11 protein-coding genes and 2 pseudogenes are annotated in these 17829 nt (G+C 29.0%); all 13 read right to left on the reverse strand.

All coding sequences use genetic code 11. The annotated features are described in order from the left end of the window. Window positions 1–358: 358 nt before the first annotated feature. On the reverse strand, window positions 359–1783 hold the full coding sequence (locus B3603_RS01030) for a peptidoglycan D,D-transpeptidase FtsI family protein (protein ID WP_291559690.1): 1425 nt from the start codon (window positions 1781–1783) through the stop codon (window positions 359–361). After that, complete coding sequence (locus B3603_RS01035; protein WP_291559692.1) at window positions 1776–3095, reverse strand: FtsW/RodA/SpoVE family cell cycle protein; 1320 nt, start codon at window positions 3093–3095, stop codon at window positions 1776–1778. Before B3603_RS01035 ends, B3603_RS01030 begins: the two co-directional genes overlap by 8 nt. Before the next feature lie 22 nt (window positions 3096–3117). After that, on the reverse strand, window positions 3118–3552 hold the full coding sequence (locus B3603_RS01040) for an FHA domain-containing protein (RefSeq protein WP_291559694.1): 435 nt from the start codon (window positions 3550–3552) through the stop codon (window positions 3118–3120). A gap of 63 nt (window positions 3553–3615) precedes the next feature. Further along, window positions 3616–6322: pseudogene (gene uvrA, locus B3603_RS01045) on the reverse strand (excinuclease ABC subunit UvrA). Window positions 6323–6334: 12 nt separating this feature from the next. Next, window positions 6335–8308: an excinuclease ABC subunit UvrB gene (gene uvrB, locus B3603_RS01050; protein WP_291559696.1), complete on the reverse strand. Its 1974-nt coding sequence runs from the start codon at window positions 8306–8308 to the stop codon at window positions 6335–6337. A 12-nt stretch (window positions 8309–8320) separates the two neighbouring features. Next, window positions 8321–9610: a PDZ domain-containing protein gene (locus B3603_RS01055; RefSeq protein ID WP_291559698.1), complete on the reverse strand. Its 1290-nt coding sequence runs from the start codon at window positions 9608–9610 to the stop codon at window positions 8321–8323. A gap of 423 nt (window positions 9611–10033) precedes the next feature. After that, window positions 10034–11302, reverse strand: coding sequence for a S41 family peptidase (locus tag B3603_RS01060; protein ID WP_291559700.1), 1269 nt, complete (start codon window positions 11300–11302; stop codon window positions 10034–10036). Window positions 11303–11904: 602 nt separating this feature from the next. Then, window positions 11905–12795, reverse strand: a complete 891-nt coding sequence (ftsX, locus tag B3603_RS01065) for a permease-like cell division protein FtsX (protein ID WP_291559709.1) — start codon at window positions 12793–12795, stop codon at window positions 11905–11907. Next, window positions 12785–13470: pseudogene (ftsE, locus tag B3603_RS01070) on the reverse strand (cell division ATP-binding protein FtsE). The gene ftsX and the pseudogene ftsE overlap by 11 nt, the downstream one beginning before the upstream one ends. A gap of 537 nt (window positions 13471–14007) precedes the next feature. Beyond that, window positions 14008–14403: a hypothetical protein gene (locus tag B3603_RS01075; RefSeq protein WP_291559702.1), complete on the reverse strand. Its 396-nt coding sequence runs from the start codon at window positions 14401–14403 to the stop codon at window positions 14008–14010. Between the two features lie 1480 nt (window positions 14404–15883). Beyond that, window positions 15884–16030 (reverse strand): hypothetical protein, encoded by a 147-nt coding sequence (locus B3603_RS01080; protein WP_291559704.1) that lies wholly within the window; start codon window positions 16028–16030, stop codon window positions 15884–15886. A gap of 350 nt (window positions 16031–16380) precedes the next feature. Further along, complete coding sequence (locus B3603_RS01085; protein WP_291559711.1) at window positions 16381–17322, reverse strand: transketolase family protein; 942 nt, start codon at window positions 17320–17322, stop codon at window positions 16381–16383. Beyond that, window positions 17319–17829 (reverse strand): transketolase (locus B3603_RS01090; RefSeq protein WP_291559707.1); only part of this gene is annotated, 511 nt, incomplete at its 5' end. The genes B3603_RS01090 and B3603_RS01085, both read right to left, overlap by 4 nt.

Genomic DNA, 17829 nt, shown 5'->3' on the forward strand with positions numbered 1-17829 from the left:
ATTTCTTTAATAGATTTTTTAACTAGCAATACAATTGCTAGTTTTCCACCTCTGGGGAACTTAATCAATTGAGAATTGAGAATAGGAAATTGACAATTATGGCGGAAATTAATTTTTACAAATCAATTTCTTTAAATAGATTTTTGAATAAAAGTGACTGTGTCACTTTAAAAAGAAATGAATTTAGAACTTCTCTTATAAAAGAGAAGTATCAATAATCGTCCATTGTCAATCGTCAATTCTCAATTACATAAATATAAGCTTAAACAATTTGTTAACACAATTTTATGAGTGTATAGATTAAATTTAGAAGCAGCATATATATATACTATTATATACTTAATTTTTCAGAAAAATATTATTGATTAAAATAAGCACTTAAAATATCTTTAGCTACATCTGCTGCATTTCTTCCATAGCCTTCGCCTTCTTCTAAAATTATAGCAAATGCAATTTTAGGATTCTCATAAGGCGCAAAACCTATAAACCAACTATGAGGAGTTTTATCCCCAGCATCATGGTCAGCTGTACCAGTTTTTCCACTCACCTGTACACCCCATAAATTAGCATTTTGTGCAGTACCTTGAGTTACAACAGATCTCATATATTTTTTTAATTTATTTGCATTTTCATTAGAAACGATATTCCCAACTTCTTTAGGTTCAATTTTAGAAATACTCTTTCCTTGTGAATTTACAATTTCTTTTACTATATTAGGTTCCATCATCACTCCATCATTTGCAATAGTGCTTGCTACTAAAGCCATTTGCATAGGACTTGCTAACACTCCACTTTGCCCTATTCCACTTTGTGCTATATTCCCTATCTCGTGTTTTTTATAAGTAGGGAATTTACTATCTTCTAATATCAAAGTTCTTGATGGAATTTCTTTGTTGAAATAGAATTTCTCCGCTGTAGATTTTAGTGCATCATTTCCCATTTCCATAGCAAGGGTACCAAAAACTACATTACTTGAATAAGTAAATGCCTGTTCTAAATTTATATTTCCTAAAGCATTTCCATTATAATTTTCTAATGAAGTAGTTTCATTAAAATATATTTTACCATTATCCTCAAAAGTTCTGCTCTCAACTCCAGACATATGTTCTAATGCTGCTAATGCAGTTACCGCTTTAAAAGTAGAACCTGGTGGATATAGTCCTGCTGTGGCTCTATTTAAAAATGGTGTTTCCTTATCTTTTGACAAAGTATCCCATTGCTCAGCCAAATTATTAGGATCAAAAGTAGGTTTTGAAACCATAGCTAAAACTTCTCCTGTAGCTGGATCTAAAGCTACCACTGAGCCTTTGTAATTTCCCAATGCATCAAAAGCAATTCTTTGAAGATTTGAATCTAATGTAGTTACAACACTATCACCAATTCTTGTCTCATTGGAATTAAGGTTAAAGTAATCCTTTATAGGTTTATTTTCCTTACCGCTTAACACCTTATCAAATTTTTTTTCTAATCCACTCATTCCATAGACTACATCATAATATCCTAATACATGGGCAAATTTTTCTCCTCCTACATACTCTCTACTTTGTTCAAATTCACCTGTCTTTTCTCCTTTTGTAAGTGCATTCATATCTCTATCAAATATAGTTCCTCTTAAAACTTTATTTCGTTCTGCTTGCTGTCTATTATTAAAAACACTTTCTATAAATTTATCACTTTTAAAGAGATATAAATAATTTATATAGGATATGATAGCTATAAAAAACACCAGAAAAACTAATAAAACTGTTTTAATGCTTTTTGATATATTCTTATTACTACTCATAATTATTTCCATCCTCTGAAATTTTTTGAATTATGCCAAGAGAAAAATATGTTATTAATAAAGATGTTCCCCCATAACTCACTAGTGGAAGCGTAATTCCTGTAAGCGGAATAGCTCCAGTAACTCCTCCAACTATAACCAATGCTTGAGAAGCTATCATTGTACTATACCCTACTGCTAAAAGCCTTGAAAACTTATCTTTAACATAAATTGCTGCTCTCATGCATCTATAGAATAGTAAAAAGTATAGCATTAATATTGCTATTCCTATCAACATTCCCATTTCTTCACATATAGCAGAAAATATGAAATCTGTAGTTACAACTGGCACAAACTTAGGATATCCTAGTCCTAAACCTGTTCCAAATATACCACCTTCTGCCATAGAAATTAATCCTTGTACTAATTGAAGTCCTTCAGCATATCCATATTTCCAAGGATCTCGCCATATCATTACCCTAACTTTAACATGTCTAAATAAAAAATATCCTGCAATTGCTCCTAACACGAATAATCCCAAAGAAATTATTACGTATTTTTTCTTTGAAGTAGCTATATATAACATAGTTACAGAAATTCCAAAAAAGATTAAGGCTGAACCTAAATCTGTTTGAAGTAGCATAAAAACTAAGCATATCATAACAACTAATGCTGGTTCTAATAGACTTAATATGTTATTGAGAGTTACATTATCTTTGTTGCTTTCCTTCATAAAAATATTCTTTATATATTTTGGTGCTTCTCCATAATCTTTTAGCGAAGAAGCTAAATAAGCAACGAGAGTAATTTTACCAAACTCTGACGGTTGAAAGCCAAAACCACCAATAAACACCCAGTTTTTAGCTCCACCTATCTCACTACCTAATAGTGTACCCATAGACATAAATACAAGTGTTATAATAAGATAAAAATATTTATAGTTACTAAAACTTTTTAAATCTGGAAGTATAACTACAGTTAAAATGAAAGTAGCTATTCCCAAGGTAAAAGATATCATTTGTTTTGCTGCTAAAAATGTTCTTGTGCCATCTTCTATTAATCTTCCACCAGATATAGGAAGATCTAATCTATAGAGCATAGCAATACCAATTACAGCTAATACATTTGAAAATAATAATATATATTTATCTCCATCTGGAAAAAACTTTTTTATTATAAAATGTGAATAAGCTAAAAGACCACACATTACTCCACCCATAACCAATGATCCTTTATCATAATTAGGAGAAATAAGAGTTACATTAACAAAAAGTATAATAGTTAACAAGTATGTAAGTCTTAAAACTCTTTTTTCTTCTCTTAAGCTATTCATGCCTTTCTCCTTTCATAACTTACTATTGGAGAACCTTAAATATAGAAGATCCTACTTTAATTCTATCTCCTCTTTTTAAGGTTACCTTATTAGCTATTTTTACATCATTTACAAAGGTACCATTAGTACTACCTAAATCCTCTAATATATACTCATTATTTCTCATATATATCTTCAAATGATGTGAAGAAACATATCTATCACTTAAAATAACCATATTATCCTCACTTCTTCCAATAGTAAGGTAATCATTTATTGGTATTACACCTCCATCTTGAAGTTCATAATTTTGTCCCTTATCCATAATTTCAAGACCAAATTTTACTGCATTAGATTTTTTAGGTCTTCTTTTCCCTTCATTTTTCATATCATTATACATAATCTTAAGGGCATAAACTATAATACAATATACTATTATGATGATTACAACTTTGAATATTAAACTTACATTTGCCATAAGACTTTAAACTCCTTCAAAAGTATAGAATTGTGACTAGCAATCTGTGCTAGTCACAATTAATTATATCATTTTTTTAAGATATTGTCCTGTGTAAGACTTATTACAGTTACATATGTCCATAGGATTCCCTGTACATAAAATAGTTCCACCTTTATCTCCACCTTCAGGACCTAAGTCAATAATATAATCTGAACATTTAATTACATCTAAATTATGCTCAATTACTACCACTGTATTCCCACCTTCTACTAACCTTTGAAGTATAGATATAAGCTTATTAACATCATCTATATGAAGTCCTGTAGTAGGTTCATCTAAAATATAAAGAGTTTTCCCTGTACTTCTTTTTGATAGCTCATAGGCTAATTTTATTCTTTGTGCTTCCCCACCGGATAGGGTAGTAGAAGGTTGCCCTAACTTAATATATCCCAATCCAACATCCATTAATGTTTGCATCTTAGTATATATCCTAGGAATATTTTCAAAAAACTTTAGAGCCTCTTCCACTGTCATCTCTAAGACATCATCTATATTTTTACCCTTATATTTAACCTCTAANNTTTACATTAAAACTAAAACGTCCTGGCTTATATCCTCTCATTTTAGCTTCAGGTGTTACTGCAAATACATCTCTTATTAAATCAAAAACACCAGTATAAGTAGCAGGATTACTTCTAGGAGTTCTTCCTATTGGACTTTGATCAATATTAATTATCTTATCTATTTGTTCATGACCTAAAATCTCCTTGTGCAATCCTGGAATTTTTTTAGAATTGTTTATTATCTTATTAAGTCCTTTATAAAGTATTTCATTTACAAGAGTACTTTTACCTGAACCCGAAACTCCAGTTACAGATGTAAATACACCTAGTGGAAAATCTACAGAAACATTTTTTAAATTATTTTGCTTACCACCTATAATTTTAACAAATCTTCCATCTGCTTTTCTATATTCACTAGGTAGTTCTATTTTCTTTTTCCCACTTAAATATTGTCCTGTAATAGAATTTTCACAGCTCATGATATCTTCAATGGTACCAGAAGCTATTATCTCACCACCGTGTTCACCCGCTCTAGGACCTATATCTACAATATGATCTGCTGCTTTCATAGTATCCTCATCATGTTCAACAACTACTAAAGTATTACCTAAATCTCTAAGATGCTCTAAAGTTTTAATCAACTTATCATTATCTCTTTGATGAAGTCCTATGCTTGGCTCATCTAGTATATATAACACACCCATTAAACTAGAACCAATTTGAGTTGCAAGTCTTATTCTTTGAGCTTCTCCTCCAGATAATGTTCCAGCAGAACGAGTTAAATTTAAATAATCTAATCCTACATCTTTTAAGAAATTTAATCTATTTCTTATTTCTTTTAATATTTGAGCAGCTATTATCATATTTTTTTCTGAAAGTTTCAAGTTATCTAAATATGATATTTCATCTAGTATAGACATAGAAGAAAATTCATTTATATTTTTTTCTCCTACAGTAACAGATAAAGCTTCTTTGCTTAATCTTGCACCCTTACATTTTGGGCATGGATTATCACTCATATATTGCTCTATTTCTCTTTTTATGTAGTCTGAACTAGTTTCAAAATATCTTCTTTTTAAATTGTTTATAACTCCTTCATAGGCATGATTATAAACGCCTGTTTTAAACTCTTTAGTATATTCTACTTTAATTTTATGTCCTTCTGTTCCATATAATAACACATTTATAACTGCTTCTGGTAATTCCTCTATAGGTGTATCTAATGAAAATTTATATTCTTTTGACAATGCTTTTAATACAGAAAATGTCCATGAATCTTCTTTTAAACTACCTTCGCCAAAAGTTATAATAGCTCCATCCATAATACTTTTACTTCTATCAGGAATAATTAAACTCTCATCTATCTCCATAAGAGTGCCTAAGCCATCACAGTTATCACATTTTCCAAAAGGTGAATTAAATGAAAACATTCTTGGAGATAATTCTCCTATACTTATTCCACAATCTGCACAGGCAAAATGTTCGCTAAATAATATATCTTCACCATCAATTATATTAGCAATAACTAAACCTTCTCCAAGTTTTAGTGCTGTTTCCAATGAATCATTTAGTCTAGCTTCTATTCCCTCTTTAATTACTAACCTATCAATTACAACTTCAATAGTATGTTTTTTATTTTTTTCAAGTTTAATCTCATCTTCAATTAAATCTACTAAATCCCCATCAATTCTAGCCCTTACATAGCCATTCTTTTTGATGTTCTCTAGTACCTTCACATGCTCTCCCTTTTTTCCTCTAATAACAGGTGATAAAATTTGAAGTTTTGTTCTTTCTTCTAAACTCATGATTCTATCTACTATTTGATCTACAGTTTGTTGAGTAATTTCTTTACCACATTTAGGACAATGTGGTGTACCTACTCTTGCATATAGTAGTCTTAAATAATCATATATTTCTGTAACAGTACCTACTGTAGAACGAGGATTTCTACTTGTGGTCTTTTGGTCGATAGATATAGCTGGAGATAACCCTTCTATATATTCAACCTCTGGCTTATTCATTTGTCCTAAGAATTGTCTTGCATAAGCTGAAAGAGATTCTACATATCTCCTTTGGCCCTCTGCATATAATGTATCAAAAGCAAGAGAAGATTTACCTGAACCTGATAATCCAGTAAAAACTACAAATTTTTCTCTTGGGATTTCTAAATCAACGTTTTTTAAATTATGAACTTTTGCTCCTTTTATAAAAATTTTATCTCTCATAATTACTCCTTTTTAACTTTTAATTTCTTTTCTTAATTTAATAATTTCATCTCTAAGCTGTGCAGCTCTTTCAAATTGTAGGTCTTTTGCAGCTTGTTTCATTTCTTTTTCTAATTTGTTAACATAAGTAGTTAAATCTATTCCTCTATCTTTATCATCGCTAGTATATTCTACTGTTTCTTCTGCTACAGTGGAAATCTCCAATATTTCTCTTATATCTTTCATTATAGTTTTAGGAGTAATATTATGTTTTTCATTATACTCCATTTGTATTTTTCTTCTTCTATCGGTTTCTCCTATAGCCTTTTCCATAGAGTTAGTTATATTATCACCATACATTATAACCTTACTTTCAGAATTTCTTGCTGCCCTTCCTATGGTCTGAATTAAAGAAGTTTCTGAACGTAAGAATCCTTCCTTATCCGCGTCTAATATAGCTACCAAAGCTACTTCAGGAATATCTAACCCTTCTCTTAAAAGATTAATTCCAACTAAAACATCAACTTCACCTTTTCTTAAATCTCTTATAATTTTCATTCTTTCAATAGTATCTATATCTGAGTGAAGATATGTAACTTTAACACCTAAGTCCTTAAAATATTTAGTCAAATCCTCTGCCATTTTTTTTGTAAGAGTTGTAACTAATACTCTGAACCCTTTATCTATGGTATTTCTAATTTCACTATATAAATCATCTATTTGCCCTTTTATAGGTTTAACAATAACTTCAGGATCCAAAAGACCTGTAGGTCTTATAATCTGCTCTGCCACATTTTCCGAATGTTCAGCTTCATATTTTGAGGGAGTAGCGCTAACAAATACCACCTGGCTTAAAATCTTTTCAAATTCTTCAAACTGTAATGGTCTATTATCATAAGCAGAAGGTAACCTAAAACCATATTCTACAAGAGAGGTCTTTCTTGATTTATCTCCCCCATACATAGCTCTTATTTGAGGTAAAGTAACATGACTTTCATCTATAAATAACAAGAAATCATCTGGAAAATAGTGTAATAAAGTTTGCGGTGGTGTACCTTTAGCTCTTCCATCTAATATTCTTGAATAATTTTCTATACCAGTGCAATACCCAACTTCTCTTATCATTTCAATATCAAAGTTAGTTCTTTGCTTTAATCTTTGTGCTTCTAAAAGTTTGTCTTGATTTTTAAGCTCTTCTAATCTCACTTCTAATTCTTGTTCAATTTGAGATATAGCTAATTCTAATTTATCCTTTGAGGTAGCAAAGTGAGAAGCAGGGAAAATAGAGATGTGTTTTCTACCAGCTATTATCTCTCCTGTCAATACATCAAATTCTCTAATTCTATCTACTTCATCTCCAAAAAATTCTACTCTAATACCTTTGTTAGTAGATGATGCTGGAAATATGTCTAAGACATCACCTCTAACTCTAAAAGTACCTCTTACAAAATTAATATCATTTCTTTCATACTGAATATCTACAAGTTGTCTAATTATTTCATTTCTCTCTCTCTCCATACCTTCTCTAATAGAAACAGTAAGTTTTTTATACTCTTCTGGATTACCTAAGCCATAAATACAAGATACTGATGCAACTACTATAACATCTCTTCTCTCTAAAAGAGCAGATGTAGCAGAGTGTCTTAATTTATCAATTTCATCATTTATACTAGCATCCTTTTCTATATATGTATCAGTTTGAGCAACATAAGCCTCTGGTTGATAATAATCATAGTAAGATACAAAGTATTCAACAGCATTTTCAGGAAAAAACTCCTTAAATTCCGAACAAAGTTGTGCAGCTAAAGTTTTGTTATGTGCTAATACTAAAGTAGGTTTTTGAACTTTTTCTATTATATTAGCCATAGTAAAAGTTTTCCCTGAGCCAGTAACCCCTAATAAAGTTTGAAATTTCTTATGTTCCATTATTCCATCAGATAACCTTTCAATAGCCTGTGGTTGGTCACCCATAGGTTTAAACTTAGAATGTATTTTAAATTCACTCATTTTCTCACCTCACTAATCATCAGAATTTTTTTTATTCTTTATCTTATTAAGAATTTCTTCAAAGCTTTTTTCTACTTTCATTATTTTCTTTTTATTAGGAAAATCTCTAGGTACAATTACTACTCCCATTCTACTACCACTTTCAATTCTATTTTTAGTAAATTCCATGATTTCCCCTGTTCTTCTCTTAATCTTAATCCATAGTGTAGAAGGTATCTGTTCCATAAATTGAAATATATCTTCATCATTTATCATTTTTATATCATTTATTTCCAATATCATATCTCCAGATTTTAATCCCATTTCACTTCCTAATGAACTGGGCGCTACATCTAATATCATTATTCCTTCATCATTACTAACATAAATAGGCTTACCTTTAAGTTCTTTTTTTCTATCAAATACAGCAATTGCTTCATGAGCAAAGGGCATAAACAATAATAGTGCTATTTGAAATACTAATCCAAAATTCCCCAAAGGAGATAATATTATTAATACTAATCCAAAAATTGAAATTAATGTACCTGAGAATAAAGTTTTTTCCTTTTTACTTCTAGTAAAGGTAGAAGAATTGTATCCTACTACTGCATATATAGGTAACGCACCTAAGACTACAGTTTCAAAAAGTAGCTTATTCACATTATGATTTAATATAGGCCACCAATTAGGTATTGCTACTTGACTTCCACCATTAGAGGCAGCAGTTCCCATTACCATTAAAAGTATTAATGGTAATGCCCAATATCTTTTAAAAGCAAAGCCTCCAACAATAGTATTTTTCCTATTTCCAAACACTGGAATAGATCCTCTTTTACCATCTAATATAACTAATATGCCCTCTACAAAATGCATAACTCCAACTAAAGCAATTAAATTTACTATATTTACATTAAAAATATTTAACTTAGGCATATCTAGCATTTTAGATAGCAAGGCAAAGATTAATGAGAAAATTCCTAGTACTGCTCCTGAATAAGATAAACATATAAATCTAGGGTTAAATATCATTAAAATCATAGAAACCATGAATATAATATAGACATTAGAATTTATATCAAAAGTAACTCCTAAATATACTATTAATATACTTGCTATAACCCCTCCAAAAATGCCCATAACAATTTGTGATACAGTAAGCTCAAAAGCAGAAGTACTGTTTTTCCCCATTATCATATACTCAATTCTTGCTGTTTTCTTATTTTGAATATAAAATATAAAGCTTAGTGCAACTAAAACCAAAGCATGACTTGGATTAACTATAGCATAGGATACTTGACTTAGCGTGTATTTTAATAACTCCATTCTTATAAGTCCCCCCCCTTATTAGTTATAAATACTTTTTAAAATTGATATTAGGCATATAAAAGAAAATAACCAATTAAAAATGAGTCATATATTTTGTATCAAACAAAGAGATATTTTTTCATGATAATTACACTACCATGAAATTTTGATTATTTAGTATGATAAAAATATACATTCATACTGACTAACTTTTTTAAAAATGCCTTAGTTATATCAGTTGTAATCTTATTAGTTTCTCCTATTAGGAATCGAGAATGAAAAATTCAAATTCATTTCTTTATTTTTTTAATTGAATATTTTAATCGTTAATATAATTTAGAATATATCTAATATATATAAATTTAGTATCTGCCTACAAAAGGCAGATACTAATATTGTAACTCTTAATAAAATCACCATTTTGAAATTTGTAATGAACAATTACTTAATTTTTTCTTTAGCAATTTCTAATGCTTTCATAAATTGTGGATCATTGCTTCTGTCATAAGGTCTTTCCCTTAATTCATCTGGATATTTTACTTCCATATCAGGTTTAATTCCTACTCCATGAATATTTTTTCCATTAGGTGTGAAATATTTAGAAATGGTAACCTTTAGCGCTGTGCCATCACCAAATCCATCTCTTTCTCTATAGAAAGTAGTTTGAACTACACCTTTTCCAAAACTTTTCTCTCCAACTAAAGTAGCATATCCATAGTCTTGAAGTGCACCTATAAATATTTCTGAAGCACTTGCTGTACCACCATCAATAAGTACTGTTATAGGTAATCCTATATGATTTCCACCTACAGAATTATAGTCTTTTCTATTACCATTCTTATCTTCTGTGTAAACTATATTTTTACCCTGCGGAACAAATTGAGAAGTCATTTCTACTGTCTGATCTAAAAGTCCTCCTGGATTTTCTCTTAAATCAACAATAAGACTCTTCATATTATTTTTTGTCAGGTCTGCTAATGCATCAGAAAAGTTTTTAGAAGTGTGTTCATCAAACATTGATACTTGAACATATCCTATATTATCTTCAAACATTTCATGTCTTACTGTTACCAATTGAATTTCTTGACGTACTATATCGAAATCAATCTTACCTTTTTCTTCTCGAGAAATTGTAAGTTTAACTTCTTCTCCTTCTTTTCCCTTCATCATAGAAGTTGCTTTTTCTAAATCTTTTCCTGTAACTACAGTACCATTGACAACTTCAATAATATCTCCTGGTAATATACCTGCTTGTTTTGCAGGAGAATTCTCAAAAGTAGTAATTACAACTATTTTATTTTCTTTAACACCTATTTGAATACCAAGCCCTACATAACTACCTCCTGTTTGGGTAGCAAAATCCTTAAATTCCTTTTCATTCATAAAAGTAGTATATGGATCTTTTACTGCCTCCGTCATTCCTTTAGCAGCACCTTCTACAAGTGCCTTATCATCAACTTCACCTATATAATATTTATCTATCTTATCCTTAACCGTATATAGCTTCTCAAAGGCCAATATATTCTCAAAGGTTTTTCTGCTTACTAATACCTTTCCATTTGGTAGATTAAAAGATATAACGTTTGTTAATACTGCTGTTATAATATTTGTTATAATTAAAAGGATAACAGTGTATGTAATATACTTCCTTTTAGTCTTTTTCTCTTTCTTCTGCCACTCAAAATTAAAATCTTTATTTTCACTACTCATTTAACTCACCTCTCAATTTAATACATATATATTATTTATGTAAATACCTAATAATTATAACATTTTTCAATAAAAATTTAATCTCTTAATCATTTTCTCATAAGAACATATGTTTTGCAATGGATTTTTTTTATCATATGAAAGAAAATAATCAGTCAAAAATGATAAATATTTTTCACGTTAACAATGCCTGCATATCAACACATATAGATACATTGCCTTAGAAATTAATATATAGCTCAACATACCCACAATTTTAAATATTTTAATTCACAGCTTTAATCAATGAAAAATTGAAAATGAACAATTATGTTAAAGACTAGTTTGATTAAAACTAATTTTTTAATAGTAATACAATTGCTACTCCTTTATAAGAAATATCTACATTACTTCAAAAAGAATCAATTCTAAATTTCTCAGTTTTACTAAAAAATATACTCAGTTGTGAATTTAATAGTTCTAATTACATAATACGACGCAAAATATTCAATCATACTAACTAATTATTTTTTGAAGATGCTTTAAATTAATAATTTTTTATAGATTAAAACAAGGCATGACATTATATTCTACCTTATAACGCCATGCCTGAAATTCTTCTATTAAACCTTTAAGAACTTTCTCATTGATATTATACTTGCAAGTGAACCAATTACCATTCCTCCAAGTAAAAATTGCCAAATTGTTACTTTTAATATATAACTTCTTGCTACTAGATTAAAACCTAATAGCATATCTGCAGCCTTTGTTTGTGCAAATCCATATAATCCATATAGTATTATAACAGAAATTAGAGCACCTAATATTCCTAAAAGTATACCTTCTATTATAAATGGCCATCTAATAAACCAATCTGTAGCACCTACATATTTCATTATTCCAATTTCTCGTTTTCTTGAAAAAACTGTTATTTTTATAGTATTTCCTATTAAGAATAATGAAACTAAAACAAATACTAAAGCAGTAATTCCGCCTATCATAGTTGCGGAGTCAGTAAGCTTAGTCACTTGATCAATAAGCTGTCTAGCATCTTTAATTTTTTCTATTCCTGGAGCATCTTTAATCTTTGCTAAAACATCATCCACTGCCTTAGGGTTATTAACTCTAACTATGTAAGAACTTGGTAAAGGATTTTTCTTATTAAATCCTGCTACTAACGCACCACTATCATCTTGTAATTGCTCTTTCATCTTTTCTAATGCTTGTTCCTTAGTCTCTAATTTAACTTCTAAGACACCATCTACTCCTTCTATTGTTTTCTTTAGTTTATCCTTATCTTCATTTTTTATATCATCTTTTAAAAAAACTCTTGCTTCAACTTTTGAACCTAATTGATTTACTGCCTTATTAACATTTACTAAAGTTAGTGAAACCACTCCTAATATAAATAATGTAGCTGCAACAGTAGCCGCTGAAGCAATACTTAAAGTTTTATTTCTTTTTATACTTTTAAAAGCATCCTTTACAAAGTATTTAATAGAATCAAATCTCATATCCGTATTTACCCCTTTCTTCATCTCTTGCTATGGTTCCCTTCTCTATGGCAATAACTCTTTTCTTCATAGTATCAACTATATCTTTAGCATGTGTAGCCATAACTACTGTAGTTCCTGCTCTATTGATATCACTAATAATATCCATAATCTCTAGTGAAGTTTCTGGGTCAAGATTTCCTGTAGGCTCGTCCGCAATTAAAAGAGCTGGACTGTTTACTATAGCTCTAGCTATAGAAATTCTCTNNGCTCTCCACCTGAAAGCTCATGAGGGAAAGACTTATGTTTCTTAGAAAGTCCAACCATTGATAGAACCATAGGAACTTTTTTATGTATTTCTCTTTCACTTGCACCAATAACTCTTAGTGCAAAAGCAACATTCTCATATACATTAAGAGTTGGTATTAATCTAAAATCTTGGAATACCACTCCAATTTTTCTTCTATAATAAGGAATCTGTCTATGACTTAATTTAGTTAAATCTGTGCCAGTGACAGTTACACTTCCTGCAGTAGGATCCACTTCTTTTAATAACATTTTAATAAAGGTAGATTTCCCTGCACCACTTGGACCAACTAAAAAAACAAACTCTCCCTTATTTATTTCTATATTCAAATTTGATAATGCAAGCACATTATTGTTATATACCTTAGTTACATTCTTAAATTCTATCATTCTTTTTCCTCACTCTCTTTGTAGCATTACTATTCCTTTCTCATGTACTAATTAAGTTAGAAATATTATAACATATTTTTTCCTCATAATATTAATAATAACAAAAAACTTGAAAAAAATATCGAAAAAAATAAAAAAACTAACGGAAACATCGTAATAATATTCCATTAATTTATAATAATTATATATAACCATATGTTTTAAAAATTTAACTCTATGATATCATAATTAGAAGCAAATAAGAATAAGCAATTTATGGAATAACCTGTATATATTTGTATATTACATCTAAAATATAATTATTTAAATGATATAAACTATGTTTTTTTCATAAATTTTGTGATTTTTTCTTTATATGAAAAGTACTATTTTACTTGCTTTATTAATATTTTACCTTAAATGTCATTTCTTTATTAATTTTAAACTCATATTAAAAACTTTTTAAAAAGAAAAAACTGATGACGTTTCATTTTCGTCAACAGTTTTAATTAATTAAATTATTATAATCATTTCTATATTAATATTTATTTTACTGTATTAGCCTATGGCTACATACCATAATATTATATCTATTATCAATGAATAAGATAGCATAAAGAAGCATATTGATATTATTGCACCTATTAAATTAAAAAATTTATAATAATTTCTCCATTGATTTTGATAATTTAAAGGCTCCATATGTTGTGGTTTCATAAATGCCACAGCCCCTATAAATAAACCAAGACAAGACATCCAAATACCTATGTGCACTGTACTTCTAAGTAAAGTATATATATTTATAGGTAAGTCTTTTACTAAACAATATATAGCCCCTGAAACCAATCCTAATATTAATGGAATTAAATATATTTTAAGTGAAATCTTAAAACTTGTAAAAATATCTTCAAATACTAATTGAGTCTTTGAACTTTGCTTTGTTTCGTATTTCATCATTTATCTCTCCCTTATTAAATTCACAATGCACATTTCACAATTGTAGAAATTTCTCAACAAAAGCTGATAAATTTAGAATTAATTTTCACTGCATTGTCAATTGTCCATTATTTTAAGTTGTGCATTGTGTTAAATTATATATTAAAATGCTATAAAAAATAGTTATATTAAACTATACATCAACTTTTTAAGTATTGTATTTATATAGGTTCCACAACGGAAATTTAACTTATACATAATTTTAATTTCCCTAACAAAATTTTTCTTCAGAAATTAAAAATTAAGAATAAAAAATACGAATTATGGTTAAAACTCCACGTCAACGTCTTTGGAGTTTTTCTAGAATAGATTTCATTTTAAGACATTCACTAAAAGTGAATGTCTTCCTAAATTCGTATTCCTAAATATTAATTCTTAACTTCTAAGAGATTAAGCTATTTTTATAGAAAATTTGTTTTCCAAAGTATATTCTAAGTTTTTATATTGGATACCTATATATCAATATAAACATAATTTTTGATTATTCATTATTATAACATCTCTCCCCTAAAAAATCATTATTTTCTGTAAAATCTAACTACAAAAGCTTAAGATACATTCCTCTTAAAAATATAAAAAAGTATATACTTTTTTATATTTTTTTATATTTTATTTTATATTCTATATTTATATCCATATTTCTATTTCCTTTACCCTTCAATAGATTCTGCTAAGCCTTTAGCTGAAACAAACCCACCAAAAAGAATTACTTGAAAAATTACTTTTACTATATTCATTATTTTTCTCATAATAATTTCCTCCTAATTTAAAAGCTTTACTATTTGATTCCTTCAAATTCTTCTGCTAAATCTTTGCCATTAACTAGTCCCCCAATAACTATTATTCCTAAAACTGTCTTTACTGTATCTATTAATTTCTTCATATAATCATCTCCTTAAAATTTATTTGTTAACTTATATCTGTTAACCTTATGATTAAATTATAGTGTATTAATTAACATGAAGCCATTTAACTAGCTTACAAAGCTGAATATTAATCTTACATTACTGTAATTTTCAATAATAATTCTTCCTTTGATTAATCTAGTATATTAATATCTAAAGGCCTAATATTACTAATAAATTTAAATTTTCCATTAATTCCTATTAAGCATTAGCTATAATAGCATATATATAATATTAAGACATTATATATAAACCTCAATTCTGCAAAAAATAAATAAAGAGTATATAAACTAATTAAAAATTTTATACACTCTTACATTTTTATATAAAAACTTGTCTTATATTTTGTTTTACAATTCATACTTTTTATCCTTTTCACCAATACTTTATTTATCAATTGATTTGGCTAACTCTTTTCCTGAAACAAATCCACCAATTATAAATGTTTCTAAAATTATTTTTATTATATTTATTAGTCTTTTCATAATTTTTCTTCCTCATCTAAATTTTATTTTTAATCATTTTAATTTTTCTTATGATCTCTTACTATTACCAACTGCAATAATTGTTACTGATTTCAAAATTATCTTACTTATATTAGTTATTTTTTCATATCTATTTCCTACTAACTCCTTACTATCTACCCCTCTCAATATCTTGTGATAACTCTCTAGCGTCAATCAGTGTACCAATAACTATTACCTCTAAAACTGTTTTTACTGTGTTTAAGATCTTTTTCATTTACATCACTTCTCCTAAAATTTATTTATTATTTTTTTGCTCCAATCCTATGATTTAATTATAATTTTTTGATGCTAATATAGCCATTTAACTATCTTACAAATTGACCTACTAATCTTACATTACTGTAATTTCAAAAAATAAATAATAATAATGGATTATTTATTCATTTGGCTCTCAAAAGTCAGATGACATTAATATAAGAAAGTAATTTAACTCCAGTATCTGGCCCTTATTTTTCGCACAAAAAAACTTCACAAATATTACTTTGTGAAGCTTTCTATAATTTCTATTTTAATTCTAATCCTTTTTTAGCTGATTTAACAATATCTGCTGCTGTTAGACCATAAGCTTTTAGTAAATCTGCTGGTTTACCACTTTCACCAAATGTGTCTTTAACCCCAACTCTAATTACTGGAACTGGATGATTTGAAGTTACAACTTCACATACTGCTGAACCTAATCCACCAATCACATTATGCTCTTCTGCTGTTATTATTAACCCAGTTTCTCTAGCAGCACTAGTTATAGCTTCCTCATCAATAGGTTTAATTGTATGTATGTTTATAACTTTTGCTTTTATTCCTTCTTCACTTAAAGTATTTGCAGCTTCAAGAGCAGCATCCACCATTATTCCTGTAGCAATAATAGCAACATCTTTTCCTTCTCTCAATGTAACAGCTTTTCCTATTTCAAATTTATAATCAGCATTTGTATTTACTGTAGGAACCGCACTTCTTCCAAGTCTTACGTAGCATGGTCCTTGATATTTTGTAACTGCTTCAATAGCCGCTTCTGTTTCAATAGCATCACTTGGGCTTATAACTACCATGTTTGGTACACTTCTCATTAATGCTATATCTTCTATAGCTTGGTGAGATGCACCATCTTCTCCTACTGTTAATCCTGCATGAGTTGCACATACTTTAACATTTAACTTTGGATAGCATATTGAATTTCTTATTTGCTCAAATCCTCTTCCTGCTGCAAACATTGCAAAAGTACTTACGAAAGGAATTTTACCACAACTTGCAAGTCCTGCTGCTACTGACATCATATTTGCTTCAGCTATTCCCATATTTAAAAATCTTTCAGGGCAAACTTTCTTAAAATCAGCTGTTTTTGTAGATTTTGATAAATCAGCATCTAAAACTACTATATTTTCATTTTCTTGACCTATTCTTGCAAGTGCTTTTCCGTATGCTTCTCTTGTTGCTATTTTAGTCATTATGCTTCCCCTCCTATTTCTTTTAATGCTAAATCGCATTGCTCTTTATTAGGGGCAGATCCATGCCATCCCGCTTGATTTTCCATAAATGATACGCCTTTACCTTTAATTGTTTTACATACTACTACTGTAGGCTTATTTGTTATTTTTTTAGCTTCCTCTATGGAGTTTTTAATAGCCACTAAATCATGTCCATCCTCTAATACTATGACATTCCAGCCAAAAGCAGCAAACTTATCTGCTATTGGATTTGGGTTCATAACTTCAGATATATCTCCATCTATTTGAAGTCCATTATAATCAACAAAGGCTGTTAAGTTTCCTAACTTATAGTGTGCAGCACTCATAGCCGCTTCCCACACTTGACCCTCTTGAAGTTCTCCATCGCCTAAAAGAGTATATACTCTATATTCACTATTATCTAGTTTTCCAGCTAAAGCCATACCTACTGCTGTAGAAATACCTTGCCCTAATGAACCTGTTGACATATCAACGCCTGGAACATAGTTC

The sequence above is a fragment of the Clostridium sp. UBA2485 genome, assembly GCF_002341865.1.
Classification (GTDB): domain Bacteria; phylum Bacillota; class Clostridia; order Clostridiales; family Clostridiaceae; genus Clostridium_J.

Excerpts from the sequence above, each read along its gene's own strand:
- B3603_RS01040 (WP_291559694.1), bottom strand. The coding sequence starts at position 3,552 with ATGGCAAATGTAAGTTTAATATTCAAAGTTGTAATCATCATAATAGTA.
- uvrB (WP_291559696.1), bottom strand. The coding sequence starts at position 8,308 with ATGAGTGAATTTAAAATACATTCTAAGTTTAAACCTATGGGTGACCAA.
- B3603_RS01035 (WP_291559692.1), bottom strand. The coding sequence starts at position 3,095 with ATGAATAGCTTAAGAGAAGAAAAAAGAGTTTTAAGACTTACATACTTG.
- ftsX (WP_291559709.1), bottom strand. The coding sequence starts at position 12,795 with ATGAGATTTGATTCTATTAAATACTTTGTAAAGGATGCTTTTAAAAGT.
- B3603_RS01060 (WP_291559700.1), bottom strand. The coding sequence starts at position 11,302 with ATGAGTAGTGAAAATAAAGATTTTAATTTTGAGTGGCAGAAGAAAGAG.
- B3603_RS01030 (WP_291559690.1), bottom strand. The coding sequence starts at position 1,783 with ATGAGTAGTAATAAGAATATATCAAAAAGCATTAAAACAGTTTTATTA.
- B3603_RS01055 (WP_291559698.1), bottom strand. The coding sequence starts at position 9,610 with ATGGAGTTATTAAAATACACGCTAAGTCAAGTATCCTATGCTATAGTT.
- B3603_RS01075 (WP_291559702.1), bottom strand. The coding sequence starts at position 14,403 with ATGAAATACGAAACAAAGCAAAGTTCAAAGACTCAATTAGTATTTGAA.